The organism is Streptomyces fructofermentans (assembly GCF_014651055.1).
Taxonomy (GTDB): domain Bacteria; phylum Actinomycetota; class Actinomycetes; order Streptomycetales; family Streptomycetaceae; genus Streptomyces; species Streptomyces fructofermentans.
The window spans coordinates 40,087-63,843 of sequence record NZ_BMWD01000019.1 but is presented as its reverse complement, the minus strand read 5'-3'; the positions used below and the strand labels follow the sequence as shown (position 1 = coordinate 63,843).

Below are 23,757 nucleotides of genomic sequence, written 5' to 3'. Positions count from 1 at the left end.
ATGTCCGTAACGGCTGTCAAGGGTGCTGATCATGCTCGTCCAGTGCGACCCGAATGTCTCAACTAGCCTTGTAAACGTGGGCACTTGATGTTTTAACCGTGACGGTGCGTTCTCGCCTGTCCCGCCGTCGGACGGCACAAGCGGAGAGGTGGTCCGTGGCCCGATGGCGCCGCAGCCGTCCGTGGTCGCGGAGGGTCTCGACGGTTCGCCGCCCGGGCGGTCCCGAGGGGGCGATCGCGATATTCGGTGGCGTGCCGTGGCGGTGAGCGCGAGCATGCCCCCATGAACTCGGGTGAGCACCAGATAGACGATCCGACGGCGGATCGATGGACGGAGTCAACCATCTACCCGGACATGTGGGTCGACCCGGACGACGATCCTCGCGAGGCCGGTGACCGTGCCGTCGACGAACGCGGCATCCTGCTCGACTCGCTGCGCCACTACCGCCTCACCCTGGAACTGAAGTGCGCGGGCCTGGACGCCGAGCAGTTGGCCCGGCGGTCCGTGCCGCCGTCGACCATGTCCCTGCTCGGGCTGATCCGGCACATGGCCGAGGAGGAGCGGCACCTCCGCCGTGTCATGACGGGTGAGGACGCGCCGAAGCTGTACCGCACCGAGGACGACCGCGACGGCGACTGGAACGGTGCGGTCGCCGACCCCGCGGTGGTCGAGGACGCCTGGCGGCAGTGGCGGGCGGAGGTGGCGCTGACCGACCGGTACCTGGCCGGCGTGACGGACCTCGGCACCCGGAACACCGGCTTCTCCGACCTGGGTCCCCAACCCGGTGGCGACGAGCAGCTCCGTGACGTCCTGGTGGCGCAGATCGCGGAGTACGCGCGACACTGCGGGCACGCAGACCTGCTGCGCGAGCGCGTCGACGGCCGCGTGGGCCAGTGACCCGTGTCGGGCTCCGAACCGCGCACGACCGGCACGAGGCTCCGAGGTCCGGCTGAGCCGGTGCCTGGGGCGCGCGGGTCGGCGCGCGTGCGGGAGACGACTCGGCCGAGACCCGCGCGGCGCCTCGCCGAGCGTGCCGCGCGGGTCCGCCCGCAGTCAGAGGTTGAGCGTCGTCACCATGCCGATCAGGCCGACCGCCACAAGGATCACCACGGCAATGATCAGCGTGAGCGACACAGGGCCCCACGCCTTGCGCGGCGTGGGCGGCTCCGGATAGGAGATGCCTGAGATGCCGGTCTCCACAGGGGGTGTCTCGCCGGGCGATACAACACGTTCTGCCGCGAGGCCCGGAGCGAGCCTCGGCATGGATTCCTGAGTGCTCATGACGCACGCTCCTCTTCGCGCCGGGGCGGCCGGACCGGCGTGGCCGGTTCGACGGCGCCCGCAGACTCGGTCACTGCGGCCGGTGGGCCAGGACGGCCTCACCGGCGCCCCGAGGACGTTCGAGTGCCGGCGCGGGCGACCCGCGCTCCTGTCCCACCGTACGCGGCCGGGTACGGACGCGCCGCTCTGGCCGACGGCGCGGGCCGTGCGCGCACCGCTCCGAGGCGTACAGAGCCCTCCACCCGGGTGGGGGCGCGGAGGCAGGGCGTGGCCGACATTCGGGCCGGTGGCGGTCGGCCGGGTGGCGGTCGCACGACTCCGGGTCGCGGCGACGGCGGTGGTGGCGACGGCGGTGGTGGCGACGGCCACAGGGGTTGCGGTGGCGAGGGGGCAGCTCGCACACCCTGCCTGCGCCGAAGTCGATGGCACCGCTTCGGTTCGGGGCTCGTCCCGACCGGGGTGACGGCCACCGGACGCCCACGGTGGAGTGTCCGCCGGGGCGTCGCGCCGCCCGACCGTCGCGCTGCCGGGTCGGAGGCTTGCCGCGCGCCCGGTCGCCAGCCGCCAGCCGCCAGGACAGAGGCGATGTGCTCGCGGAGGCGCGGAGGCGCGGAGGCGCGGAGGCGCGGACCGGCGGACATGGCCGGACGTGCGGCACCCGGGGTTGCCGGGGCTCGACGGCGCGTCCGGAGCCAGGTGTGCTTCCGTCGACAGCGGGGCCGCCGTCCCTACGCCGTCCAGCAATAGACCCGGCGGCCCCGCCCGATGGCGTCGCGGGCCAGCGTGGCGAGCCCGTCAAGGATCTCCGCCGTGATCTCCACGTCGAACTCCTCCCCGTCCGCGGCCCGTTCCTCGATCCACAGTCCGCCGACCTCGTCGAGCCGGGCCCGGTCGGCGCCGGCCAGCGCGTCCTGGAGGGCTTCGGACAGGGCGAGGACGAAGGGGCCCTCCCCGTCGGAGTCCGCGACGGGCTCGGGCTCGCCGGCGGAGACGAGTTCGTCGAAGCTCCGGCCGGTGAGGAGGGCCTCCCACTCGATGAGTGCCTCCTCGACGTCGAAGTTGCCGTACTTCGGCGACTCAGGGTCCCGTGACGGGCCGAACTCGACGGCGGCGGCCGCGGCTTCATGATGGGGCGCCACGAAGAACTCGATGATGCTGCTCACCCGGGCATGGTCCCCGGTCCGCTGTCCCTGAGTCCACCTGCCGCTCGAGTCGCAGCCCGCTGCCGAGCGGCTTGGCCGTGAGCGCCCATCGAAGGCCCGGAGCCGTGGCGCCCTCGTCCCGATGCCGGGCGCGGCGGTGCCGACGTTGCCCGACCCGCCTCGTACCGCCTTCTCACCCGACGTGTCCGGACGGTGTGGTGACGCGCGTGACAGCGTCCAGGGTGAGGGCGCGGTCGTGGGGATGTGTGGACAGGGCGCGGTGCAGCGTCAGTCCCTCGATGAGGGCGTCGAGTTGGCGGGCGGTGTCCGGGTCGAAGTGCTTCTCCAGGTGGAGGCGGCTGCGGGCCATCCACTGCTGGGTGAGGTCCCGGTAGGCGGGCTGCCGGGCTGCGAGCGTGTACAGCTCCTGGGCGAGCACGAGGTCGCGCCTGCTTCCGTCGGACAGGGCGTGGACGAGGTCCGCCACTGCCTCTCTCGCCCGGTCGGCGTCGGTGGCGGGGGCGAGGTGCGTGTCGAAGACGGCGACCACGTGGTCGCTGAACAGGCGGAACGCCTCCCGGAGCACCTCGTCCATGCCGTTGAAGTGGTACGTCATCGAGCCGAGGGGCACACCGGCGCGCGCGGCGATCTTGCGGTGCGACACGCCGGAGACGCCCTCCTCGGCGACGAGGTCGAGTGCGGCGGCGAGGATGCGGTCGCGGCGCTGCGGGTCGGTGTGCCCGGTGGCCATGGCGGGTCCTTCAGAGAGTGCGGACTGTGCGAGCGGGGTTGCCGACGGTGACGACACCTGCGGGGACGTCCTTGGTGACGACCGCTCCGGCGCCGATGACCGAGTCGTCCCCGATGGTGATCCCGGGCAGGACGATCGCGCCTCCGCCGATCCACACGTTGTCGCCGATGGTGATGGGCTTGGCGGCCTCCAGCTTGTCGCGGCGGGGTTGCGGCTCCAAGGGGTGTGTGGGGGTCAGGAGTTGCACGTTGGGGCCGATCTGGCAGTCCTCGCCGATGGTGATGGCCGCGACGTCCAGCGCCGTGAGATTGCTGTTGACGAACGTGCGCGCCCCGATGGTGATGTTGCTGCCGTAGTCGACGTTCAGAGGCGGTCGTACGTGGACCTCCTCGCCGACCGAGCCGAGGAGCTCGGCGAGCACGGGCCCGGCCGTCTCCGTGTCCTCGATGTAGGCCGCCTGGTAGCGGGCGGCGAGGCGCACGGCCCGCTGCTGGCGGCGGGCGATCTCCGGGTCGTCGGCGATGTAGAGGTCGCCCGCCAGCATGCGCTCCAGGTGGGTACGGGGGTCCTGTGCGAAGTAGTCCGTCGGCATGCGCGTCAGATTACCCGCAGGAGCGTACGTTCGTACACTCGCCGGACGGGTTGTGGCGCCCGTCCGGCGAGGGGCAGTCGGCGCGGTGTGGGAGCCCGGTGGCGCGGGACGGGTCCGCCACGGCTTCGGGCCCGGAGGGTCTTCGGGTGGGCGGGTCTCAGGTGCCGGGGCGGCGGAGGGGGTCGACGACGACGCCGGGGTTGAGGATTCCCGCCGGGTCCAGGACCGCCTTGCCCGCCCGCAGGGCGGCGGCGAAGAGGTCGGGGCGCTGGCGGTCGTACCAGGGTCGGTGGTCCCGGCCCACCGCGTGGTGGTGGGTGATGGTGGCGCCCGACGCGATCAGGGCCTCCGAGGCCGCCTGCTTGATCTCGTCCCACTGCTCGACGGTCCTGCCCCACTCGCCTGCCGCGTAGACCCCGAAGTAGGGGGCTGGACCGTCGGGGTAGACGTGGGTGAGCCGGCAGGTCACGACACCTGTCGCGCCGACCTGGCGCATCGCGTCCTGGACCGCGTCGTCGACGGCCGCGCGCACGCTCGCGAACCGGTCCCAGGTGCACGCCGTCTCGAAGGTCTCCACGATCATGCCCTGCGCGGCCAGCGCGTCCCGCTGGTACGGCATCCGCAGGAAGGAGGAGCGCCAGGTGTCGGCCGCACCGGTGCGCGCGGCCGCTTCGGCGCTGTCGGTGAGTCGCGGTGGCTCGGGCAGGGTGCCCCCGTGGTCACGGCAGAGTTCCAGCGCGCGTGCCGACCAGGCGTCGACGGGGTGGTCGGCGGATTCGAAGCCGAGTACCAGCACGGACGTCGAGGAGCCCGCGTTGATGAGGGCCTCCATGGGGTCCAGGAGCCGGCAGTTGGCCGGCTGGAGCCCGGACTGGGACAGTGCGCGCACCGCCTCGACCCCCGCTTCGTGGTCCGCGAAGGACACCGAGGCGCCCGCCCGCCACCGGGGCCGGTCCTGGAGCCTGACCCATGCCTGCGTGATGACGCCGAGCGAGCCCTCGGAGCCGAGGAACATCCGGTCGGGGGAGGGCCCGGCGCCCGAGCCCGGGAGGCGGCGGGTCTCCACGACTCCGGCGGGCGTGACGACCCGCAACGACTCGGTGAGGTCGTCGATGTGGGTGAGCGCGGTCGCGAAGTGGCCGCCGGCCCTGGTGGCCAGCCAGCCGCCGAGGGTGGAGAACTCGAAGGACTGCGGGAAGAACCTCAAGGTGAGTCCCTGGGGCCTCAGTTGCTCCTCCAGACGGGGTCCGAGTGCCCCGGCCTGGACGAGCGCGGCCCGGCTGGTCCGGTCGATCGCGAGGACCCGGTCCATCGAGGTGAGGTCCAGGCTGACCACTCCGGTGTACTCGTCGCCGACCCGGGGCTCGACGCCTCCGACCACCGAGGAGCCGCCCCCGTACGGGACCACGGCGATGCCGGCGTCGCCGCACCACTCCAGCACGTGCAGCACCTCGGCCTCCGAGGTGGGGCGCACGACGAGGTCGGGCACGTGGGGCAGTCGCCCGAGCAGGGCACGGACGACGTCGCGGAACGCCTGCCCGTGGCTGTGCGCCAGTCGGTCGCGGGCGTCGTGCGAGGCGAGCGGAGCGAGGGCTGCCGGCACCTCCACCCGGCATGGGACCAGGTCGAACGAGGCGACGGGCGGGGCCTCGTGCACGGTCAGGTCGGCGTCCGGGAAGAGCCGCCCGGTGCGTCTGCGCAGTTCCTCGCGCTCGACGCCGACAACGGCGTCCTCGTCGTTTCCCCATCCCCACCACGAACGCGTCCCGGCCTTCACTGCCCAGCCACCCCACTCATCTGAACGACGGGTAAATTACCTGCCGGTCACCATGGCATAGGGTGGGGGCATGGGCAACCAGGGGAAGGTCGGCGCCGGCACCAAGGGAATGCCCCGCAAGGACCGGGAGCGGCTGATCCTGGACGCGGCGGGGGAGGAGTTCGGCCGCAAGGGCTATGCGCGCGGGTCGACCGCGGACGTGGCCGCGCGGGCGGGCATCACCAAGCCGATGATCTACGAGTACTTCGGGTCCAAGGACGGCCTCTACCTGGCCTGCCTGGACCGAGCGGGTTCCCGGCTCGTGGAGGCCGTGGAGTCCGCCCGGCAGGGCCCGGCCGACATCACACGTGCCGTTCGCACCCTCGCGGCCCTCTTCCGGGCGCTGGAGTCGCGGCTCCACGACTGGGAACTCGTCTACGACTCGACCGTGCCCACGGAGGGCCGGCTCCACACGGCGGCCGCCGTTCACCGTGACGCGCTCAACCGCATGGGCGCGGTGGGCGTGGCGGAGTTCCTCGACTCGTCCCGGGCCGACCGGCCCCTCGACGCCGACCTCGTCACGCACCTCTGGTACGGGACGGTCAGCGGTGCCGTCGCCTGGTGGCGTCACCATCCCGAGCAGAGCGCGGCCGAGATGACAGCACGGTTCGAGCGCATCTTCGCCGTCCTCCTCGCGGACAAGACGACGGCGACACACAGTTCCTGACCCTCCCGTCCCGCGCCTACGCCTCCTGAGCGCACACCTCCGCACGTCCTGCCGCCGCGCGCGTGCCACCGCGGTGCGCGGGGAACGCCCCCCGAAGTACGTTCCTCCTCAGTCGAGTTCGGCGCGGCCCCCCCCCGCCCCGTGCCCGTCCATGTCGGTCCCAGTCGTGTCCTGTTACAGCCCGCACGCCCGGACGTACCGTCGTGCGAACGCTCGCGGCGATCCCGTGCAAGTACAGGATGAGACCGCCGCCCGGGCGGGCTCGGACAGGAGACTCCATGGACCCGGACGAGGATCTGCTGGCTCGCGCCGCTCGCGAGCCCGCGGCCTTCGAGCCCCTGGTCGATCGACATTCCGCCGCCCTGCACGGATACCTCGTACGCCGCGCTCCGACGGCCGCCGACGACCTGCTCTCCGAGGTGTGGCTCCAGGCCTACGCCAACCGGCACACGTACGACAGCTCGCGCGGCCCCGCCAGAGGCTGGCTGTTCGGCGTCGCCAGGAACGTACTGGCACGCCACTGGCAGGCCGCGGCCCGCGCGGCGGACGGTCCGCAGCCGCCCTCGGACACCCAGGTCGGGGACCCGTGGCAGGCGGTGGACCGGCGCCTGGACGCCGCCGCCGTTGGCCCGGAACTGCGCAACGGACTGGCCGGGCTTCCGGAGGTGGAGCGCGAACTGCTGCTCCTCGTGGCCTGGGAGCAACTGACGCCGACCGAGGCCGCGGCCGTCGTCGGCATTCCCGCAGGCACCGCCCGCTCCCGTCTGCACCGGGCACGCGCCCGCCTGCGTGACGGACTGTCCGACACCGCGCTCACGCATCTGACGGGAGACTTCGCATGACGCACCAGGACCGGCTCACCGACGTACTCGACTTCCCGGACGCCACCGCGCTCAAGGCCGCGGGACGGGTGGAGGCCCCCGACCCCGCCGTGCTCGCGACAGCCCGCGCGCTCGTCCGCCGGGCCGTCGCGGCGGACACGGCGACGGGCGCCCCCACCATGCCCGAGTCCACCACCGTGGCCACGCACCGCTTCGGCAGGCGCCGGATCCTCGCCTGCGCCGCGGCAGTGGCCGCCGTCGCGGCGGGCGCGGCCGTGCTCCCCGTCGTCGGCATGGGCGGCGAACCCGCCGCAGGCGCCTCGGCCGCCGAACTGTTCAACTCCATTGCCGACCGGGCTGCTTCCGGGCAGGGGAGCGACGCCCCCTACTGGAAGACCACCGTCAGGAGCGCGGTGGAGGGCGACAAGGTCCACACCGACACCTCCTTCCTGAGCCGGACCAAGCTCGTGATCAAGACCCAGAACGGCCGAGTCGTCACCAAACAGGCTCCGCCGGGAGGCGTCACATGGAGCGTCGGCACCCGGCAGGTCGGCTGGGACGGCCTCGACAGGCTCCCCACCCGGCCGGACGCCCTGCGCCGAGTCCTGTCGGCGGGCGCGGAGGGGTCCGCCGCCGCGGAACGGACCGTCCGGCAGGCAGCCGGACTGCTGTCCGGCGCCCCCACCTCGCCGCAGCTGCGAGCCGCGCTGTACCGCGTGCTGGCGGACACCCCCGGCGCCGAGGTCACCGAAGGAGTGAAGGACGCGGTGGGCCGGACCGGCACCAAGGTCTCCTGGAAGTGGTCGGACGGCTTCGAGCACAGCCCTCAGGATCCCAACTGGATCGTGAGGCCCTCCGACGGGAAGATCCTCGAGATCAACCACACCCCGCAGGGCGACCCCGGCCGTGTCACCGGCCGCGACACGATCCTGTTCGACGGACCGGCGGACAGCGTCGGCTGAGCAGTCGCCGACGGGAACCCCGGGTCCGCCACCGGCGGTTCCCGCACGGCGTTCCGGCGCAAGCGGCGGTGTGCCACCATTCCGCCGTGACGCGGGAACAGGAGGAGGCACGCCGCTGGCTTGCCGAGTGTGGTGTCGTCGAGTCCGGGACCGGTGACGGTTGGTTCGACACCGAGGAGGGCCGTCCGCTCACCGCCAACGAGGTCGCGCACTCCTGGGCCGGTCAGGTCTTCGCGGACGCCGACAGCGACAGCCGCACCGACGCCGGCGCCGAGCCGGATCGGGTCGCGCAGTTGCGGCTGGCCTTCGGGCTGCTGGACCTGCTCGACGACTACTGGGTGGCGTGCGAGATACGGTTCGCGGACCGCGGGCCTCGGGGGCCGCTGCCCGCCGACGTCCTGTGGGGCGGCTACCGCCGGCGGCTGGAGGCGGACCGGGACGCCGAGGCGCTCACCTACTCGCTCTGGGCCGACTGGTTCGAGGACCCCGACACCGCCGCCACGGCGTTCGCCGAGGTGCTGGGGAACGACATCGACCGCGTCGCGGCGGACGGATCCGACGGCCCCCTGCGCCGCGCGTCCCGGGTCCTCTCCTGCTCGGGCCCGGTGCCCTGGCCCGTGAAGCAAAAGGCGTACGAGGCCGCCGCGCGGCTTCCCGCACTGCATGAACCCCTGTTCGAAGGGCTGCTGGCGGGCTATCACGACGTGTACGGGAGCCTGGAGCCGGCAAGGGCGTCGGCCCTTCTCGCTCGACTGGACCTTGCGCCGGACACCCGGCATCTCGCCGCACTGCGTTCCGTGGTCGCAGCCGGCCACCGGAACCACCGGAGCAGCCCTCTCGCCTGGGAGGAAGCCGCGCGCGCCGCTGGACGAGGAGGCGGGGGAGCGGCGGACGGTCCCGACCCTGGTCGGGCAGTCCTGCCGGACCGGTGAGGGGGCGTCACCTTCACCCGTTCGGACCTGCCGGATCGCAGATGACTGGCACCCGGCCGGGCATACGGTATGCTGGATCTTGAGCCGCTCGCAGTGATGCAGGGCGGCCACGCGTTGGTGGTCCAAGGAAAGACGCCCCGCTTCCTGCGGGGAGATGCAGGTGCAAGGCCTGCCCGGCGCTCAACGAAGGAATGCCCGCCCCGCTCGACGGGGCGGGCATTCTCGTATGTCCGGCCGAGCCCGCGCCAACCCTTCGCGCTTTGCCCCGCCACGTCGCACGCCCGCACGGGACCTGCGGAGTGCGCGCCCGCCGGAGGTGCCTCGCCAACCCTTCGAGTGCCGGTGCCCCAGCCGGGTACGACCGTGGCATGCAGGTACAGATGTGGGCGTCGGTGGCGTCGCTGATCGGAGTCGGGCTGGGCGGAGGTCTGTCCTACCTGGCCCAGCTCACCACCCAGCGCCAGGTTCTTCGCAGCGAGGACAGAAGGCAGGCGGGGGAGCTGGCCGAAGCCCGCCGTGCGGAGCAGTTGACGCTGCTCCGCACGTTCGTCGAAACGGCCCAGCGGGCCGAGCGGACGGCTGAGGACCGTGCCGCGACCGCGGCGTGGAAGGCCGTCGCGAAGGACGTCATGGACGACCTGTGGATACACGAGCGCATGGTCCACATGCTGTTCGGTCCGCAGCTCCACGAACGTGCCCGGACCTACGTGGAGGCGTTGAACGACGTCATGTGGCAGGAGCCCGTCGACGACACGGTCTGGGACAGGCTCCGGGCCCCGAAGGTCGCCTTCCTCGACGCGGCGCACAGTGCGCTCCGCTGACCCGCGGGGCAGTACGGCGTGATCCGAGCGCGGGTGCCGGCGGCGGGGAGCCCGGTCGAGCCGTCATTCCGGGACCGGTGCCTCCGGAACCTCGGCCGTCCGGAACTCGGCCCCGGTCAGCAGGGCTTCGGTGACCCGTACGCCCGTGAGGCGCTCGGTCAGCGCGAAGACAGCCGCCTTGCGGTCAAGCAGGGGATCGGGGTCGCCGTCGGGATTGAGGCCGACCTCGCGCAGCAGGGCGTTCAGTTCGTCGGGCGTGCTGCCCGTCCTGAACGCTGCGGACTCGAAGGTGGTGCGCAGACTGCCGTCCTCGTACCAGTTGAAGAAGTGCATGGGCTTTCCGCCGTTGCTCGAGTGCGAGACGGCACGCGTGCCGGCCGAGAGTGCCTCGAGAAGTTCGGGCCGTGTCCCGAGATCGCCGCCGAACTCCAGCGCGAGGGTCCAGTCCGCCTCCCGGCCCCGCACCACGAACGCTCCCGCGATGAACGACTCGGGCCAGTCGGCGCACTCGTACAGGAACTCCTGGGACCGCTCGACGAGTTCGGCCAGGCCCCGGCAGGAGCCCGTCTGCTCGGCTTCCGCGACCCGGAACAACTCGTCAGGGGTCGTGTCCCGGACGAGCGTCAGGGAGTAGCCGCATTCCAGTGCGTAGCGGAACGGCGAGGACGGCGAACGTATCCAGCCGTAGTCGGTCGCGGTGGCTGTTGTCATACGGCACATCCTGCCAGTGGCCACTGACAGTGAAGGCGGTGGCGTCAGGGTACGAGCGGAGCGCCGTACCCGCCGTGGGGGTGGCCGAACGCGGCCTGCTCGACGGCCGCCTGACGCTGGTGCGGGGCTCACCGCGTCCGGTAGCTTATCGGTCGTTCAATCGGCTTCGGTGCCGTACGCGATCGTCGCCGTGCACCACCCCGAACGGCCCGACCTCTCGCACGGATCCGGTCCCCGCGGTCGCTGAGCACGCAGACGCCAAGTGCCGCGCGGATTCGGACGCGACGAATCAGCCATCACCGCACCGCGCGTCGACGGCGTGGTGCGACCACAACCGGGAGCCGTACGCCATGCCCGAACAGCCCACCACGTACGAGCAGATCGCCTACGCCGTCGCCGGGAGCACCGCCACGGTGACGCTGAACCGGCCCGAGGCCCGAAACGGCTACACCGTGACCATGGCCGACGAGATCGCCGCCGCCCTGCGCGCCGCCGACGAGGACGAGGGGATACGTGTCGTCGTCCTGACGGGGGCGGGCAAGGACTTCTGCGTCGGCGCCGACCTCTCGGCCGGCGCGGGAAAGGGCCGGGGCTTCTCAGCGCCGGCCGACGAGGAGACGGCGGCGCGGGTCGAGGCGGGCACCTACCAGGAACCCGCGGGTGTCGTCACGCGCGTCCTGTACGGGATGAACAAGCCGGTCATCGCGGCGGTGCGGGGCGCGGCGGTCGGTGTGGGCTCCACGATGCTGCTGCCCGCCGACTACCGGCTCGCGGCGACCGACAGCCGGTTCGGCTTCCCCTTCAGCCGTCGGGGCATCGTGCCCGAGGGCGCCTCCGCCTGGTTCCTGCCGCGCCTGGTGGGCCTCGGCACGGCCATGGACTGGCTGGTGTCGGGCCGGATCTTCGCGGCCGACGAGGCGCTGCGGACCGGGTTGGTGGCGAGCCTGCACGAACCGGACGCCGTACTGGACGCGGCGTACGCGCTCGCCGCCGAACTGGCCTCGCGCACGGCGCCGGTGTCGGTCGCGGTGATCCGGCAGATGGTCCACCGGATGGCGTGGGCGGACTCGCCGGAGCAGATGCACCGCCTGGATTCGCGTCTCGTGTACGACACCGTGCGCGGCGCGGACGCGGTGGAAGGCGTGCGGTCGTTCTTCGAGCGCCGCGAGCCGCGGTTCCCGGGACGGGTGCCGAAGGACCTGCCGGGGTACCTGCCCTGGCGCGACTGACGCCTATGGCGCCTCGCGCTCCAGTGCGTAGGTGCTGCGCGAGTCCGGGTCGCCGAAGAAGAAGTAGAGCCCGAGCGCCTTCGTCCGGTCGCGCCGCAACTCGAACGTCCACGTGTAGGTCGTCGGTGTCTCGGGCTCTTCGGTCATAGGGGCGACCGGCTCGTCCGGGTCCGGGACGCGATGTGCGACCGAGGTGCGTGAGGTGAGTGTCAGCCGGACGTGCCGGCCGTCGTTCCAGCCCGCCGGCTCGTCGGTGAGCTGCCAGGTTCCCGTGCCCGACAGGCGCCATCTCTCGTCGAAGTCCCACTCCTGCCCGTCCAGGAGGCGGATGTCGGCCTTCCCGTCGGGCCGCAGGACGACGTTCGTGCGCTCCGCGCCGATCCACGTCCCCGACACCTCGCTCCGCTTCGCGTCCTGGACGGCGGGCACCTCGTCGTACATGTGGGGCGTGCATCCCGCGAGTGCGGCGAGGAGGACGCAGGCTGCGGGTGTCGCGAGCCAACCCCTTTTGGTTCCGGGTGAGTTGATCGGCACGGCCCTGACCCTTCCGGGAGACGCGGCGTCAAGGTGGCTGTGATCCAGCGCCGGCCGATCACGGTCCCGCCATGCTGGCATCATTTCTGAACATGTTCAACTCTCCTTTTCCCGCTGCGGGAGCCGCGCGGCGGGCGGAGGGCGGCGCCCCTCGCCCGGGCTTCGGGGGAGGAGCGCGGAAATCGTGTCCATCAATCGATTGATGGACACGGATCGAACGCGTAGTGTCCGCGCCATGCCCGAGTCGCCGCCGGCCTCGCCGGACCCCGTCCCGTCGTCCGCCGACGCCAGTCGCGAACGCATCGTCGCCGCTGCCACCGCACTCTTCGCCGACCACGGATACGACGGCACGAGCACCCGTCGGATCGCGGCCGAGGCAGGCCTGAACATGGCCACCGTCGCCTATCACGTCGGCGGCAAACCAGACCTCTACCGAGAGGTCATGCGCCGCGCCCACCTCGCCGAACAGCAGGCGCTCACGGCCGCGTTGGCCGCCTTCAGGGAACTCGCGCCCACCGACCCGGTCGCCGCCGTGACCGGCCTGGTCGACGAGTACCTCGACTTCTGCCTCGCCCAGCCGCACATCCCCGCCCTGTGGATGCGCCGCTGGCTGGCGGACGCCGCCGAGTTCGCGGACCTGGAGGCCTCGTACGCGCGTCCGCTGATCGAGTCGGTCCGCGACACCGTGGACGAGGCCCTGGCCGCGCTCCCGGCGGCGGCCGCGACACCCGACGACGTCGAGATGACCGTCTGGACGGTCCTGTGGACCACGCACGGCTTCTGCCGCTCGGGCATCCGGACCGAGGTCCCCCGCTTCCGCGCCCACCTGCGCGGTCTCGTCCTGCGCGACCTCGGACTCGGTGCCCGCGGACCACGCGACGCGGAGCACGCGTGACGACCGCGGCGCCACCCTCCGCCGCTGTCGACGAACTCACCCGCCGACGCCTCTTCGTCTACGGACTCGGCTCGGTCGGCACGGGCCTGTTCGCCACCGTCCCCGGCCTTCTGCTCCTCTACTTCATGACCGACGCGCTCGGCGTCCCCGCCGGCGTGGCCGGACTCGTGGTCGCACTGCCCAAGGCATGGGACGCCTTCTTCAACCCGATGGTCGGCGCCGCCAGCGACCGTGAGGCCGTCCGCACCGGCCGGCGGACCCGCCTGCTGGTCGCCGGAGGGCTCGCGCTGCCCGCCGCGTTCGCCGCCATGTTCCTCTCACCGATGACCGGGACCGGCGCGGCGGTCTGGGTGTCCGTCACCTTCGTCCTGGCCGCGAGCGCCTTCGCGCTGTTCCAGGTGCCGTACGTGGCCCTGCCCACCGAGATGTCGGCCGATCCGTCCGTCCGCACCCGGATCACCGTGTGGCGGATCGTCTTCCTGACCCTGGGCATCCTGGCAGCCGGCGGCGCGGCGCCCCTCGTGGTCGACGCCGCCGGGGGCGGCCGGACCGGTTACGGGGTGATGGGTCTGACCGCCGGCCTCGTCATCGCGGCCGTCATGCTCGTGCCCGCCCTCGGCACCCGCTGGGTCCGCTCACGCCCCGGACCCGAACCCCTCGGCCTGGTCGCGGCCTTCCGCACCGCACGCGGCAACCGCGCGTTCTTCGCCCTGCTCGCCTCGTTCGTCCTGCAGGCGGCCGCCGTGGCGATCATGCTGGCCGCCGCGCCCTACGTCGCCACCTACCGACTCGGCAGCTACGGCCTGACCTCGGTGCTGTTCGTCTGCCTCGTCGCACCGAGCGCCGTCGCGGTACCGCTGTGGGCCAAGGCCGCCGGACGCTGGGGGCGGCTGCGCTGCCTCAAGGTCGCGACCTGCGGATACGCACTCGGAGCGACAGCCCTGCTCCCCGCGGCGGGAGCAGACGGCGAAACCGTGGCGGTCGCCGCCACACTGGCGCTCTGCGGCCTACTCGGCGTCTGCTACGCCGCACTCCAGGTCCTGCCGCTGGCCCTGCTGCCCGACACCGTGCACGCCGACGCGGCCAGGACCGGACAGGTCCAGTCCGGGGCGTTCACAGGACTCTGGACGGCGGGTGAGACCGCGGGACTCGCCGCCGGTCCCGGTGCCTACGCCATCGCGCTGGCCGCCACCGGCTTCGCCTCCTCGACCCTCGACCACCCGGTCGCCCAGACCGCCACCGCGCGGACCGGCATCCTGCTGGGCTTCAGCCTGGTCCCCGCCCTGCTCATGCTGCTCTCCCTGCCGGCCCTGCGCGCCTACGGCCGCCGCCGCGCCCCGCAAGAAACGGATCCCAACCGATGACGACCCCTCAGCAGGCCCCCGCCTCCCCGCTCACCGGCCACCCCGGGCTCCCCGAAACCGGCCGCACCGGCGCGGACCTCCTCGCCGAACTCGCCGTCCTCACCGCCGCCGACCTGCCCACCCGGGGAGGGCGCACCGCCGCCTACGTCTATGACAGCGGCCGTCCCGAGATACGCGACGCCGCCGAACAGGCGTACGTGGCCATGATGGAGGTCAACGGGCTCGACCCGACCGTCTTCCCCAGCATCGTCGAACTGGAGCGCCAGGTCGTCGGAGCCACCGCGGCCCGTCTCGGCGGCGGCGACGCCACCCCGGGCATCTTCACCAGCGGGGGAACCGAGTCGATCATCCTCGCGGTGAAGGCCGCCCGGGACGCCCGCCCGGACGTCACCGCCCCCGAGATCGTCGTCCCCGTCACCGCCCACGCCGCCTTCCACAAGGCGGGCAGCTATCTGCGGGTCATGGTGCGCAGCGCCCCCGTCGACCCGGCGACCTACCGGGCCGACCCCGCCGCCACAGCCGCTCTCTGCAACGAGAACACCGTCCTCGTCGTCGCCTCGGCGCCCTCCTACGCCCACGGCGTGATCGACCCCGTCGCCGAGATCGCGGCCGACGCCGCCGCCCGGGGCATCCCCTGCCACGTCGACGCCTGCGTCGGCGGCTGGCTCCTGCCCTGGCTCGCCGACGCCGGGGCCGAGATCCCCGCCTTCGACCTCTCGGTCCCCGGAGTCACCTCGCTCTCCTGTGACCTGCACAAGTTCGGCTACGCGCCCAAGGGCGCCTCGGTCCTGCTGTTCCGGGACGAGGCCATGCGCCTCAACGCCTACTACGCCTGCGCGGCCTGGCCCGGCTACACGGTCGTCAACTCGACCATCCAGAGCAGCAAGGGGGCCGGACCCCTCGCCGGGGCGTGGGCGACGTTCCAGGCGCTGGGCGCCGACGGCTACCGCGAACTCGGCCGCGCCGCCCTGTCCGCCACCCGCAGCCTGATCGCCGGAGTGGAGGCCATCGACGGCCTCACCGTCCTCGGCACCCCCGAGGCCACCCTCGTCGCGATCGGCGCGGACCCGGACGACGAGAGCCCGCTCGACCTGTTCGCCCTCGCCGACGAGACCCGCGCCCGCGGCTTCTTCCTCCAGCCGCAACTCAGCCTCGACGGCCTCCCCGCCAACCTGCACCTGACCCTGACGGGCGTCAGCGAGCAGGGGGTCGGCGAACTGCTCGCCACCCTGCGCGAATGCGTCGAGGCGGTCCGCCCGCTCGGGCCCCCGACCCCTCCCGCGGACATCGTGGACCTGCTCGGTCAGGTGGACCTGACGGAACTCGACAACGCCTCCTTCGCGGCGCTGCTGCCCGCCGCGGGCGTCGACCTGTCGGGAGAGGACGCGGCGCGCATGGCACCGGTCAACCGTCTCCTGGACGCCCTGCCCCCGGAGACCCGCGAGGTCGTCGTGACCCGCTTCCTGTCCGCGCTCTACAGCCCTCACCTGAGCGGCTGAGGCAGGCACGACAACGCGGTGGCGGTTCGGCCCGGTGCGCGGGCGGAACCGTCACCGCGTCCAAGTGGGAGGCGGGGGAGGGGAGTCAGCGCGCGACGCGCTGCCTCCTTCCGCCCCGGCGGAAGCGCAGGGCGCCGTGGACGAGGGCGATCACCAGCACGACCGCGCCGATGACGAGCAGATAGAAGAGGCTCTCGGCGGCGAATCCGATGATGCCCAGGACGAGGGCCACGAGGAGCAGGAACAGGAACAGGCGCATCGGATCTCCCGGCGGCTTGGGCGGCTTCGGCGGATCAGCGGCGGCCGAGGCGGCGTTCGCCCTTGAGGCCCGGCTCGTAGTCCAATTCGTAGTGGGCGAAGACCTCGGGCTCGTCCACGGCGGGCAGTACCCCGTCCGTGTCGATGGAAGGAGCCTTCTTCACGAGGTTCCGGTCATGGGTCACCTTCACGTACCCGGGGCCGACCGTGGCACCGGTGAGGGGTACGAACACCAGTCGGCGGCGGGTGGGCATGCCGACGGTCACCGTGGCGAAGTAGGGGTCGTCGGTTCCCGTGTCGACATAGATCGACTCCAGGGTCCCGATCTTGTGGCCGTCGCGATCCACCACGTCGTGGCCACGCCATTCGCGGATGTCGCCTGCTTCGAACATCATGAACCTCCACAGGAGGAGTACCCCTGATTCTGGGCCCGATGCCCGGCGGTCACTCCTGTCGTCCCGACGATAGCCAGAGGGCGACGGCGAACCGGGCTTCGGCTCACGGCAGGCATCCCTCCGCGCCGCCCCGGACCACGAAGGGCCTACTGACCACCGTCGATCGGGGGCGCAGCCCACGACCGGTCCCGGAGCCGCGCACGGCGCCCGTCCGTCGGTTCCGGAGCCGCCCACGGTCCCCGACGGCCGTTTCCGGAGCCACGCCCGGCGCCTGATCGCCGGGCGGTCCCGATCCCGGTCCTGCCTCCGATCCCGTACGAGGAGGCCTCACGCCGGGTCCGGCAGGTCGAACGCCTCCCTGCAGTGCACCAGCACCTCGCGCAGGGCCGGGTTGTGCGCGCTCCTCCAGACGAGCGCGAGCAGCGCCGGTGCCTCGACGTCCACGATGGTGCGGGCCGTGAGCCGCTCGGCGTGACCCGCGGCCATCGACTCGCTGAGGACGGCGACGCCGAGCCCGCGCACGGCGAGGCCGGCGACCGCGTCCGCCGCACCGGCCTCCAGGGGGATCGACGCCCGGACGCCCCGGGCCGCGCAGGCACGGTCGAACACCGTGCGCAGACCGGTCCCCACCGGCATGCACACGACGGGGTGGGCCACCACGTCGTCGAGGGTGATCCGGCGCCGCCCCGCCAGAGGGTGTCCGGCAGGAACCGCGGCGACGAGCCGTTCGCTGACGATGGTCAGCCTGTCCAGACCGTCGGGCACGGCATCCGCGGTACCCACGAGGGCCAGGTCGAGGCCTCCGGCGCGCACTGCCTCGACGAGCCGCTCGGAGTTGTCCTCCGCGAGTGCGATCTCGACGCCGGGACGCTCCCGGTGGAACGCGGCGAGCGCGTCGAACAGCGGGGTGACCGTGCAGCCCGTCACCATGCCGACCGTCAGCCGCCCCCGGATGAGGCCGGTCACCTCCCCGACCGCCTGGCCGACGGCCTCGGCCGCCGCGAGTGCCGCGCGTGCCGGTCCGAGCGCGGCCTCTCCCGCGACGGTGAGGGTGACGGCGCGTGTCGACCGGTCGAACAGCTCGGCGCCGAGTTCGCGTTCCAGCTGACGGATCTGGGCGCTGACACCGGACTGGCTGATGTGCACGCGCTCCGCGGCGCGGGTGAAGTTGCGCTCCTCGGCGACCGCGACGAAGTACTCCAACTGCCTCAGCTCCATGACTGGTGATTCTAGTTGCCAGCTGATCCATCTGTTGGACTTCTGATCATCGTCCGACCAGGCTGGGCTGTGAGGAAACCCGACGTCAGGAGGAACCGTGCCGGAGTACGAGAAGGCCCTGCGGCCCGAGGACATCACCCGCTTGTTCGTCGAGCGGTCCAACGCCGGTGACGCGGCCGGGGTCGCCGCCCTGTACGAGGAGGAGGCGGTGATGGCCTACCCGCCCGGGGAGTTGACGGTGGGGAGGGAGGCGATCCGGGCACTGTGGGAGAAGGTGCTGGCCCACCGCCCGCGCTTCGAACCGGAACAACCGCTGCCCACACTGGTCGGCGACGGCATCGCCCTCACGTCGACACCTCCGAGGGACGGGGCCGGCGCCCGCGCCCAGGTCGTCAGGCGCCAGTCCGACGGGACCTGGCTGCGCCTGCTCGACCAGCCGGAGTTCGTCCCACCCGCCCGCTGAGGACCACCGAGCGCCCCGCGCCGGCGCAGGGAGGCCGAGCGGGCGCCCGAGCCCTTCCACGGTGGCCACGGGCCCGCCTCCGCGCTGGTGAGGCGGCCTCGGGCGGCGGGCCCTACCGTGGAAGGCGTGGCGTCGAGGTCCAGTCCGCCGCAGCCGTCTCCGGGGCGTCCGCGTGCCTCGCACCCGTCGCCGTCCGGCCGCAGCCCGCGGCGTACGGCGGCACGTGGGCGCGGTCTTTGCCGGGCCGTGAACGGAGGAGCCATGTCCGCTGGGAGGGGCGACCACTCCGCGCCGGGGCTCCGACGGACGGCGCAGATGCTGCTCACCACGGCGGCCGGGTGTGTCAACGCCGTGGGGTATCTGGCCCTCGGCGGAGTGTTCACCAGTGTCATGACGGCGAACTCGGCGTTGCTCGGTCTGGCGCTCGCCGGCGGGTACCCGGCCGTGGCACACCTCGCGGCGCTGGCCATCGTCGCGTACCTGGTGGGCGTGGCCCTCGGCAGCAAGGCCGCGCTGGGCTCGCGGCAACGGCCTCCGGGGATGCGGGGCGCGCTCGTCGCCGAGGCCGTCGTGCTGTGGGCGGTATGGGTGTTCTGGCTGGCCGTGGGCGGCGAGCCCGGGTCCGCCCAGCAGGCGACGCTGCTCGCGGGCGGTTCTCTGGCCATGGGCTGCCAGAGCGGCGGGGTACGGATCGTCACCGGGGGCGCGCAGACCACGGCCTACATGACGGGGGCCATCACGGGCGTGGTGTCGGAGCTGGTGGCGAACAAGCAGTTCCAGAAGCACGTTGCGCTGATCGTCGTACTCATTCCCGTCGGCGCGGCGCTCGGAGGGCTCGCGATCCGCTGGGCCCGACTCGCGGCGCCGGCGATACCCGCCCTCCTCGTGACGGCGGCGCTCGTGGTCGTCTCGCGTGCGGCTCCACCGGCCAAGGCGGCATGAGGCACGGTGGCGGTCTGCGGCGAGGTACCCGGTACCGGGCGGCGACCGAGTACCTGCTCGGCGGCCTGCGGCGGACCGTTCAGGCCTCGCGCCCCCGGTGGGTGGACCCCCGGGCCGAGCAGCGGCGCGCGGACCTGCTCACCACGTGGCGACGGCCGAGATGATCGTGCGGCGGACGGAGTCACTGGGGCCCGGATACGAGATCAGGACGGCCATGCCGTCCGGGTCCCGGCCCTCGACGATCATGTAGTCGTCGTGCTTCATGGTCCGCCGGTGCGCTTCCAGTTCCTTCAGACGGGACTCCACGGCGAGCAGATCCGCCTCGGATTCTGCCGTCCACGTGGCGGCATGCAGGCCGAGGCGACCGGTAGTCCTCGTCGAGTTCTGCCCGTGCAGGTAGATCTGCGAGCCGTCGGCGGACGTGAGAAGGACCAAGTTGGTGTCGCGCAGGGCCACTTCCACGCCCAGGACACGGGAGTAGAACTCGATGGACCGCTCGAGTTCCGCCACTCGGATGATCAATGAGGAGATCTTCATGGTGTGTCCTTGCCTCGTCGGGAGCGGGCCGCACTGCTGAACTCTCCGCTGGTCGACCTTGGAGGCCGCGAGGCGGTCGGCCACCGTTCCCGGCGCCGCGACCGGTGGTGGAACCGCCGCCGAGCCCCGGCGCACGGACCACCCGCGGGTCGAGCGGGTGACGCCGGCTCCCGGCCGGAGCGGCGGCGGTCGGCCGGACGGGTGGGAACCGGCGAGAGGCAGTCGCCGGACCCGAGAAGCGCTGAGCCGGACCCATGACGCGCGCAGCCCATCTCCGGCCTCCCGTCCGTGCCGCCGAGACGCACGGAACGATGAGCAAGGACTCGGGCGCCGCGCGGGCACTCGTTCCCCACGTGCCGCCCGGACGCCACGTCACTGTCACGATAGGTCCTGGCCACGGCCGTCGCATCCGCTGCTCGGCGGCCGCGGCCGCCTCCGTGCGCGCGACCGCCCCTTCGGACCGCGGTGACGGACCGAGCCGTGCTCAGGACGGGAGACTCACGGTCAGGACGTCCGGGTTCCGTTCGCCGGGGACGGCGGTGAAGCCATGCCGGCCGAGGTCGTCCACGAGTTGGTCCCGCGAGGCCGGCCACATCCAGAACGTCTCCGTGTGCTCCCGCAGCAGGCCTGCCGATCCGCGTACCCAGTAGTCGAACCGCGTGCGGATCCGGTCGCCTTCCGTCGACATCGACATCCGCCCGCCGTATTCGTGCTCACCGAACCGCTGGATCGGGAGGGCGCGGACGATGTCGTGAACGGGCAGCCGGGACGGCGGGAGTTCGAGGAGCAGCGAACCCCCGGGAACGAGAGCGTCGGCGACGGCCGGCCACAACGCGTGCCGTTCGGCGGGCGGCAGGGCCGCGACCGTGTTGTGGCAGACAGCCACGTCCGCGACCCGGTGCAGTGCCGCCTCGTTCAGGGGCAGCGCGTGCACGGTGACCCGGTCCCTCAACTCCGTCGGCAGGGAAGCGAGTCGGCTCATCAAGGGTGCGCGCATCGCGCGCGCGGGCTCCACGGCGTGCACGGCCACCCGGGACTCGGCGAGGCTCATCAACGCCACCCGTCCGGTGCCGGAACCGACGTCCAGCACTCCCAGTCGTGCGTCGCCCACCGCGTGGGCGTACAGACGGTGGACGCGCAACTCGTCCCGGCGGGCCTGCAGGACGTCGTAGAACTCGGCGCTGACAGCGTAGTCGTCCCGTTCCTCGTTCACGGGAACTGGACCTGGTCCGGAAACGGTCGGATTTCTCATGCGCGGGACATTCTCGGACGATGGCCGACGGCAGGCGCTCAGTCGACGAAGTACGAGTCGTGCTTGTCGAAGAAGGCCGTACGTTCTTCCTCGCTCGCGTCGGCCAGCTCCGACACCTGCTCGAAGTACTCCTCGCGAGGCGCGCCGGGTGTGAAGAGGAGCAGCATGTCGGCGGGGGCGTCGGAGTCGTTGCGGAAGGCGTGCAGTCCGCCCTGCGGCACATGCAGGAAGTCGCCCTTGCGGGCGTCGACCCACCGCTCGCCGTCGAACAGTCGCACTGTGCCGTCGAGGATGTAGAAGGACTCCGAGATGGTCTTGTGGAAGTGCGTCTTCGGGCCGCCCGCCTTCGGCTTCATCTCGACGCGGTACAGCCCGAACTCGCCCCGTGTTGCAGCGGTCGTCGCCAGATAGTGGATGGCGTCCTGACCGCTGTCGCCCTGGCCCCTGTCGGCCGGGGTCGAGGCGGGTCGGAACGAGGCGCTGACCTCGCCGTTCTCTCCCCAGTACTTCTGCTCCGGATACGACATGCTCGCCATTCCCTCCTCCTGGTGATCGACGTTGCCGGTTCCCTGGTTCGGAACGGTTCGTGGGCAGGTCGATCAACGGTGGGCTCCGGCGGCCGCAGACGGGTGCCTGCGGCGTGGTGCTGGGCCCGTTGTGCCAGGTTTGACCGGACAGCGGCTTCCATTGTGACAGTCTCCCTCCCGGACGTCGGCCGGGAGGGAGACCATGGTCGGCACCCCGCGGCCTGCGACGAGGTCGGTGAACCCTCCCCGGGTATGACCACGCCGCGGTGAGTGCGGTGGCGCCGACGGAGGCCTACGCCTCCCGGCCGAAGGCTCCGTCGGCCGGGAGGCGTGGCGTTCCGTGGGGTGTGGCGTGACTCAGCCGAACATGCCGGGAACGTAGTCACCGGCGGGCTGCTGGTTGATGACGTTGATCCGGTTGTACGCATTGATGATCGCGATCAGGGAGATCAGCGCGACCAGCTCGTCCTCGCCGTAGTGCTTGGCGGCGTTCGCCCAGACCTCGTCGGACACGCCACCCGACGCGTCCGCGATCCGGGTGCCCTGCTCGGTCAGCTCAAGAGCGGCACGCTCGGCGTCGGTGAACACCTTCGCCTCGCGCCACACGGCCACCAGGTTCAGGCGCTGCTGGTCCTCGCCCGCGGCGACCGCGTCCTTGATGTGCATGTCCGTGCAGAATCCGCAGCCGTTGATCTGGCTGGCGCGGATCTTCACCAGCTCCTGCGTGAGGATCGGCAGGGACGAGTGCACCGCCATCCCGGCCGAGTTGAGGTGCTTCATGACCTTGCCCGCAAGGGCGTTGCCGAAGTAGTTGATACGCGCATCCATGATGGGTTCTCCTCGCCAGTAGGACCGTTACACCTCATTGACCAGGCCATGCGCCCATCCGTGACAGGTCTCGACAGTGACGTACGTCTCTCGGCGATGTGGTCCCGCCCGCGCCCGCGCCCGCGTCGGACAGCCCCGTCTGCGCACGCTCGTGGCCGTGCGCAACCGGCCCTGTGGCAGGCTCAGTTCGGCTCCGCCGGTGTCGGACGCAAGGAGTCGCCGACGACGGACAGGAGCTGGAGACGGCTGTGGCTCGTGGTGCCGGGTGTGGCCGTGTGGACGAGCAGCCGTTGTGACTGGTCGGGGTCGACGAGGGTCTGGCAGTGCAGTTCCACCGTGCCGACCTGAGGGTTCAGGTAGCGCTTCGACGCGCAGTACGGCCCGAGGACCGGATGCTCGCGCCACAGCGCCGTGAACTCCGGCGATGCGCGGTGCAGTGCCTCCACGAGTTCGGTCACGCGAGGGTCGTCGGCGTGGCGTGCGTGGACGCCGTGCAGGTCCGCCACGAGGAGGCGGCTCTGCTCGTCGTGGTCGTCGGCCGGCCGGAGCGAGCGGGCGGCCGGGTCCGTGAACCAGCGGTGGTGCAGGCTGCGGGCGAGCCCCGTGAAGGCCGTCTCGTCACCCAGCAGCGCCACCGCGAGCCGTGTCTGCTTCAGCGTCTCGCCCAGATGGTTGACCACCTGGGCGGGTGTGTCCTCCAGTCGGTCGAGAATGCGCAGCATCCCCGGACTGATGTGGTCGCGGCGCGGCCGCCTGTGCGGCTGCGCGTGCCCGGCGAGCTGGAACACATGGTCCCGCTCCTCCAGAGAGAGGCGCAGTCCGCGTGCGATGGCGGCGAGCATCTGAGCCGAGGGGTGCGGGCCCCGCGGCTGTTCCAGGCGGCTGTAGTAGTCCACCGACATGTCGCACAGGACCGCCACCTCCTCGCGGCGCAGGCCTCCCGTGCGCCGACGGCGTCCGCGGGGGAGTCCGACGTCCTCGGGTTGGAGGGACTCACGGCGTGTGCGGAGGAAGGCCGCCAGTTCTGCTCGGTCCGTCATCGCGGGCTCCTGGTTCCGGGGTCGGCACGGTCCCCGCCGCGCGGCGGGGAGGGGAGGTGGGCTTCGCGCGCGCCGGCCCCGGGCGCCCGTGGACGACGGCCTCGTACGGCGTCTCGGCGCACGTCCGCCCCGCGGTCGTGGCGGCTTGCGGGAGTTCAACAACGCCGTGGCGTGCGGTTGTTCCCGCCGGAAGGAGGGTGGGAGGACGGGCTGTCCGGTCGTGGGGCTGTGCGACGGGCGGGCGGCCGGGGCGGTCCCGCTGCCCCCGGCCGCCCGCCCG

General features: G+C 72.3%; 27 protein-coding genes. 12 read left to right on the top strand and 15 right to left on the bottom strand.

Annotated features, from left to right (window positions below):
- Positions 1-282 precede the first annotated feature (282 nt).
- On the top strand, positions 283-897 hold the full coding sequence (locus IE265_RS24440; RefSeq protein ID WP_190037817.1) for a DinB family protein: 615 nt from the start codon (positions 283-285) through the stop codon (positions 895-897).
- A gap of 156 nt (positions 898-1,053) precedes the next feature.
- On the opposite strand, the gene IE265_RS24435 is transcribed toward IE265_RS24440, so the two are convergent.
- The 5 genes from IE265_RS24435 to IE265_RS24415 all read right to left on the bottom strand — a co-directional run bounded on the left by IE265_RS24435 (position 1,054) and on the right by IE265_RS24415 (position 5,543).
- A complete protein-coding gene (locus tag IE265_RS24435) occupies positions 1,054-1,281 on the bottom strand; it encodes a DUF6480 family protein (RefSeq protein WP_190037816.1) in 228 nt (75 codons plus the stop codon).
- Positions 1,282-2,009: 728 nt separating this feature from the next.
- Positions 2,010-2,444, bottom strand: coding sequence for a hypothetical protein (locus tag IE265_RS24430; RefSeq protein ID WP_190037815.1), 435 nt, complete (start codon positions 2,442-2,444; stop codon positions 2,010-2,012).
- A 172-nt stretch (positions 2,445-2,616) separates the two neighbouring features.
- On the bottom strand, positions 2,617-3,174 hold the full coding sequence (locus IE265_RS24425) for a TetR/AcrR family transcriptional regulator (protein WP_190037814.1): 558 nt from the start codon (positions 3,172-3,174) through the stop codon (positions 2,617-2,619).
- A 10-nt stretch (positions 3,175-3,184) separates the two neighbouring features.
- Positions 3,185-3,766 carry a sugar O-acetyltransferase gene (locus IE265_RS24420; protein WP_190037813.1) on the bottom strand — a complete coding sequence of 194 codons (582 nt, stop codon included), beginning with the start codon at positions 3,764-3,766 and terminating at the stop codon, positions 3,185-3,187.
- Between the two features lie 157 nt (positions 3,767-3,923).
- On the bottom strand, positions 3,924-5,543 hold the full coding sequence (locus IE265_RS24415; protein WP_190037812.1) for an FAD-binding oxidoreductase: 1,620 nt from the start codon (positions 5,541-5,543) through the stop codon (positions 3,924-3,926).
- A 70-nt stretch (positions 5,544-5,613) separates the two neighbouring features.
- Between IE265_RS24415 and IE265_RS24410 the strand changes: the two genes are divergently transcribed.
- The 5 genes from IE265_RS24410 (at position 5,614) to IE265_RS24390 (ending at position 9,785) form a co-directional block, all read left to right on the top strand.
- Positions 5,614-6,249 (top strand): TetR/AcrR family transcriptional regulator, encoded by a 636-nt coding sequence (locus IE265_RS24410; RefSeq protein WP_229916458.1) that lies wholly within the window; start codon positions 5,614-5,616, stop codon positions 6,247-6,249.
- A 278-nt stretch (positions 6,250-6,527) separates the two neighbouring features.
- Entirely contained in the window at positions 6,528-7,091 is a 564-nt protein-coding gene (locus IE265_RS24405) for an RNA polymerase sigma factor (protein ID WP_190037811.1), read from the top strand.
- Positions 7,088-8,032, top strand: coding sequence for a hypothetical protein (locus tag IE265_RS24400; RefSeq protein ID WP_190037810.1), 945 nt, complete (start codon positions 7,088-7,090; stop codon positions 8,030-8,032). Before IE265_RS24405 ends, IE265_RS24400 begins: the two co-directional genes overlap by 4 nt.
- Before the next feature lie 86 nt (positions 8,033-8,118).
- Entirely contained in the window at positions 8,119-8,964 is an 846-nt protein-coding gene (locus IE265_RS24395) for a hypothetical protein (protein ID WP_190037809.1), read from the top strand.
- A 368-nt stretch (positions 8,965-9,332) separates the two neighbouring features.
- Positions 9,333-9,785 carry a hypothetical protein gene (locus tag IE265_RS24390; protein WP_190037808.1) on the top strand — a complete coding sequence of 151 codons (453 nt, stop codon included), beginning with the start codon at positions 9,333-9,335 and terminating at the stop codon, positions 9,783-9,785.
- A 63-nt stretch (positions 9,786-9,848) separates the two neighbouring features.
- Here the strand turns inward: IE265_RS24390 and IE265_RS24385 are convergent, their stop codons facing one another.
- A complete protein-coding gene (locus IE265_RS24385; RefSeq protein ID WP_190037807.1) occupies positions 9,849-10,496 on the bottom strand; it encodes a DUF6461 domain-containing protein in 648 nt (215 codons plus the stop codon).
- Between the two features lie 350 nt (positions 10,497-10,846).
- Between IE265_RS24385 and IE265_RS24380 the strand changes: the two genes are divergently transcribed.
- On the top strand, positions 10,847-11,725 hold the full coding sequence (locus IE265_RS24380; RefSeq protein ID WP_190037806.1) for an enoyl-CoA hydratase-related protein: 879 nt from the start codon (positions 10,847-10,849) through the stop codon (positions 11,723-11,725).
- 3 nt (positions 11,726-11,728) lie between these two features.
- Here IE265_RS24380 and IE265_RS24375 read toward each other — a convergent pair whose 3' ends face one another.
- Positions 11,729-12,259, bottom strand: coding sequence for a hypothetical protein (locus IE265_RS24375; protein ID WP_229916456.1), 531 nt, complete (start codon positions 12,257-12,259; stop codon positions 11,729-11,731).
- A gap of 235 nt (positions 12,260-12,494) precedes the next feature.
- On the opposite strand from IE265_RS24375, the gene IE265_RS24370 reads away from it, so the two are divergent.
- From IE265_RS24370 to IE265_RS24360, 3 genes are read left to right on the top strand one after another with little or no spacing between them, the layout of a single operon-like run.
- Positions 12,495-13,154, top strand: a complete 660-nt coding sequence (locus IE265_RS24370; protein ID WP_190037805.1) for a TetR/AcrR family transcriptional regulator — start codon at positions 12,495-12,497, stop codon at positions 13,152-13,154.
- Complete coding sequence (locus IE265_RS24365; RefSeq protein ID WP_190037804.1) at positions 13,151-14,518, top strand: MFS transporter; 1,368 nt, start codon at positions 13,151-13,153, stop codon at positions 14,516-14,518. The genes IE265_RS24370 and IE265_RS24365 overlap by 4 nt, the downstream gene beginning before the upstream one ends.
- A complete protein-coding gene (locus IE265_RS24360; protein WP_190037803.1) occupies positions 14,515-16,017 on the top strand; it encodes a pyridoxal phosphate-dependent decarboxylase family protein in 1,503 nt (500 codons plus the stop codon). Before IE265_RS24365 ends, IE265_RS24360 begins: the two co-directional genes overlap by 4 nt.
- 85 nt (positions 16,018-16,102) lie before the next feature.
- On the opposite strand, the gene IE265_RS24355 is transcribed toward IE265_RS24360, so the two are convergent.
- The 3 genes from IE265_RS24355 to IE265_RS24345 form a co-directional block, all read right to left on the bottom strand.
- Complete coding sequence (locus tag IE265_RS24355; RefSeq protein ID WP_190037802.1) at positions 16,103-16,276, bottom strand: hypothetical protein; 174 nt, start codon at positions 16,274-16,276, stop codon at positions 16,103-16,105.
- Between the two features lie 34 nt (positions 16,277-16,310).
- A complete protein-coding gene (locus tag IE265_RS24350) occupies positions 16,311-16,667 on the bottom strand; it encodes a PRC-barrel domain-containing protein (RefSeq protein ID WP_190037911.1) in 357 nt (118 codons plus the stop codon).
- Between the two features lie 330 nt (positions 16,668-16,997).
- A complete protein-coding gene (locus tag IE265_RS24345; protein ID WP_190037801.1) occupies positions 16,998-17,888 on the bottom strand; it encodes a LysR family transcriptional regulator in 891 nt (296 codons plus the stop codon).
- 97 nt (positions 17,889-17,985) lie between these two features.
- Between IE265_RS24345 and IE265_RS24340 the strand changes: the two genes are divergently transcribed.
- Together IE265_RS24340 and IE265_RS24335 are read left to right on the top strand one after the other, a co-directional pair.
- A complete protein-coding gene (locus IE265_RS24340; RefSeq protein WP_190037800.1) occupies positions 17,986-18,351 on the top strand; it encodes a YybH family protein in 366 nt (121 codons plus the stop codon).
- 261 nt (positions 18,352-18,612) lie between these two features.
- On the top strand, positions 18,613-19,293 hold the full coding sequence (locus IE265_RS24335) for a YoaK family protein (RefSeq protein ID WP_190037799.1): 681 nt from the start codon (positions 18,613-18,615) through the stop codon (positions 19,291-19,293).
- Positions 19,294-19,431: 138 nt separating this feature from the next.
- Here the strand turns inward: IE265_RS24335 and IE265_RS24330 are convergent, their stop codons facing one another.
- The 5 genes from IE265_RS24330 to IE265_RS24310 form a co-directional block, all read right to left on the bottom strand.
- Positions 19,432-19,830, bottom strand: coding sequence for a VOC family protein (locus tag IE265_RS24330; RefSeq protein ID WP_190037798.1), 399 nt, complete (start codon positions 19,828-19,830; stop codon positions 19,432-19,434).
- Positions 19,831-20,314: 484 nt separating this feature from the next.
- Positions 20,315-21,043: a class I SAM-dependent methyltransferase gene (locus IE265_RS24325; protein WP_229916454.1), complete on the bottom strand. Its 729-nt coding sequence runs from the start codon at positions 21,041-21,043 to the stop codon at positions 20,315-20,317.
- A 77-nt stretch (positions 21,044-21,120) separates the two neighbouring features.
- Positions 21,121-21,609 (bottom strand): cupin domain-containing protein, encoded by a 489-nt coding sequence (locus IE265_RS24320; RefSeq protein WP_190037910.1) that lies wholly within the window; start codon positions 21,607-21,609, stop codon positions 21,121-21,123.
- Between the two features lie 357 nt (positions 21,610-21,966).
- A complete protein-coding gene (locus IE265_RS24315; protein ID WP_190037796.1) occupies positions 21,967-22,437 on the bottom strand; it encodes a carboxymuconolactone decarboxylase family protein in 471 nt (156 codons plus the stop codon).
- A 182-nt stretch (positions 22,438-22,619) separates the two neighbouring features.
- Positions 22,620-23,477 carry a helix-turn-helix transcriptional regulator gene (locus IE265_RS24310; RefSeq protein ID WP_190037795.1) on the bottom strand — a complete coding sequence of 286 codons (858 nt, stop codon included), beginning with the start codon at positions 23,475-23,477 and terminating at the stop codon, positions 22,620-22,622.
- Positions 23,478-23,757: the final 280 nt, after the last annotated feature.

Excerpts from the sequence above, each read along its gene's own strand:
- IE265_RS24385 (WP_190037807.1), bottom strand. The coding sequence starts at position 10,496 with ATGACAACAGCCACCGCGACCGACTACGGCTGGATACGTTCGCCGTCC.
- IE265_RS24345 (WP_190037801.1), bottom strand. The coding sequence starts at position 17,888 with ATGGAGCTGAGGCAGTTGGAGTACTTCGTCGCGGTCGCCGAGGAGCGC.
- IE265_RS24360 (WP_190037803.1), top strand. The coding sequence starts at position 14,515 with ATGACGACCCCTCAGCAGGCCCCCGCCTCCCCGCTCACCGGCCACCCC.
- IE265_RS24370 (WP_190037805.1), top strand. The coding sequence starts at position 12,495 with ATGCCCGAGTCGCCGCCGGCCTCGCCGGACCCCGTCCCGTCGTCCGCC.
- IE265_RS24320 (WP_190037910.1), bottom strand. The coding sequence starts at position 21,609 with ATGTCGTATCCGGAGCAGAAGTACTGGGGAGAGAACGGCGAGGTCAGC.
- IE265_RS24350 (WP_190037911.1), bottom strand. The coding sequence starts at position 16,667 with ATGTTCGAAGCAGGCGACATCCGCGAATGGCGTGGCCACGACGTGGTG.
- IE265_RS24390 (WP_190037808.1), top strand. The coding sequence starts at position 9,333 with ATGCAGGTACAGATGTGGGCGTCGGTGGCGTCGCTGATCGGAGTCGGG.
- IE265_RS24310 (WP_190037795.1), bottom strand. The coding sequence starts at position 23,477 with ATGACGGACCGAGCAGAACTGGCGGCCTTCCTCCGCACACGCCGTGAG.
- IE265_RS24435 (WP_190037816.1), bottom strand. The coding sequence starts at position 1,281 with ATGAGCACTCAGGAATCCATGCCGAGGCTCGCTCCGGGCCTCGCGGCA.
- IE265_RS24405 (WP_190037811.1), top strand. The coding sequence starts at position 6,528 with ATGGACCCGGACGAGGATCTGCTGGCTCGCGCCGCTCGCGAGCCCGCG.
- IE265_RS24420 (WP_190037813.1), bottom strand. The coding sequence starts at position 3,766 with ATGCCGACGGACTACTTCGCACAGGACCCCCGTACCCACCTGGAGCGC.
- IE265_RS24400 (WP_190037810.1), top strand. The coding sequence starts at position 7,088 with ATGACGCACCAGGACCGGCTCACCGACGTACTCGACTTCCCGGACGCC.
- IE265_RS24330 (WP_190037798.1), bottom strand. The coding sequence starts at position 19,830 with ATGAAGATCTCCTCATTGATCATCCGAGTGGCGGAACTCGAGCGGTCC.
- IE265_RS24410 (WP_229916458.1), top strand. The coding sequence starts at position 5,614 with ATGGGCAACCAGGGGAAGGTCGGCGCCGGCACCAAGGGAATGCCCCGC.
- IE265_RS24440 (WP_190037817.1), top strand. The coding sequence starts at position 283 with ATGAACTCGGGTGAGCACCAGATAGACGATCCGACGGCGGATCGATGG.
- IE265_RS24425 (WP_190037814.1), bottom strand. The coding sequence starts at position 3,174 with ATGGCCACCGGGCACACCGACCCGCAGCGCCGCGACCGCATCCTCGCC.
- IE265_RS24315 (WP_190037796.1), bottom strand. The coding sequence starts at position 22,437 with ATGGATGCGCGTATCAACTACTTCGGCAACGCCCTTGCGGGCAAGGTC.
- IE265_RS24355 (WP_190037802.1), bottom strand. The coding sequence starts at position 16,276 with ATGCGCCTGTTCCTGTTCCTGCTCCTCGTGGCCCTCGTCCTGGGCATC.
- IE265_RS24380 (WP_190037806.1), top strand. The coding sequence starts at position 10,847 with ATGCCCGAACAGCCCACCACGTACGAGCAGATCGCCTACGCCGTCGCC.
- IE265_RS24335 (WP_190037799.1), top strand. The coding sequence starts at position 18,613 with ATGTCCGCTGGGAGGGGCGACCACTCCGCGCCGGGGCTCCGACGGACG.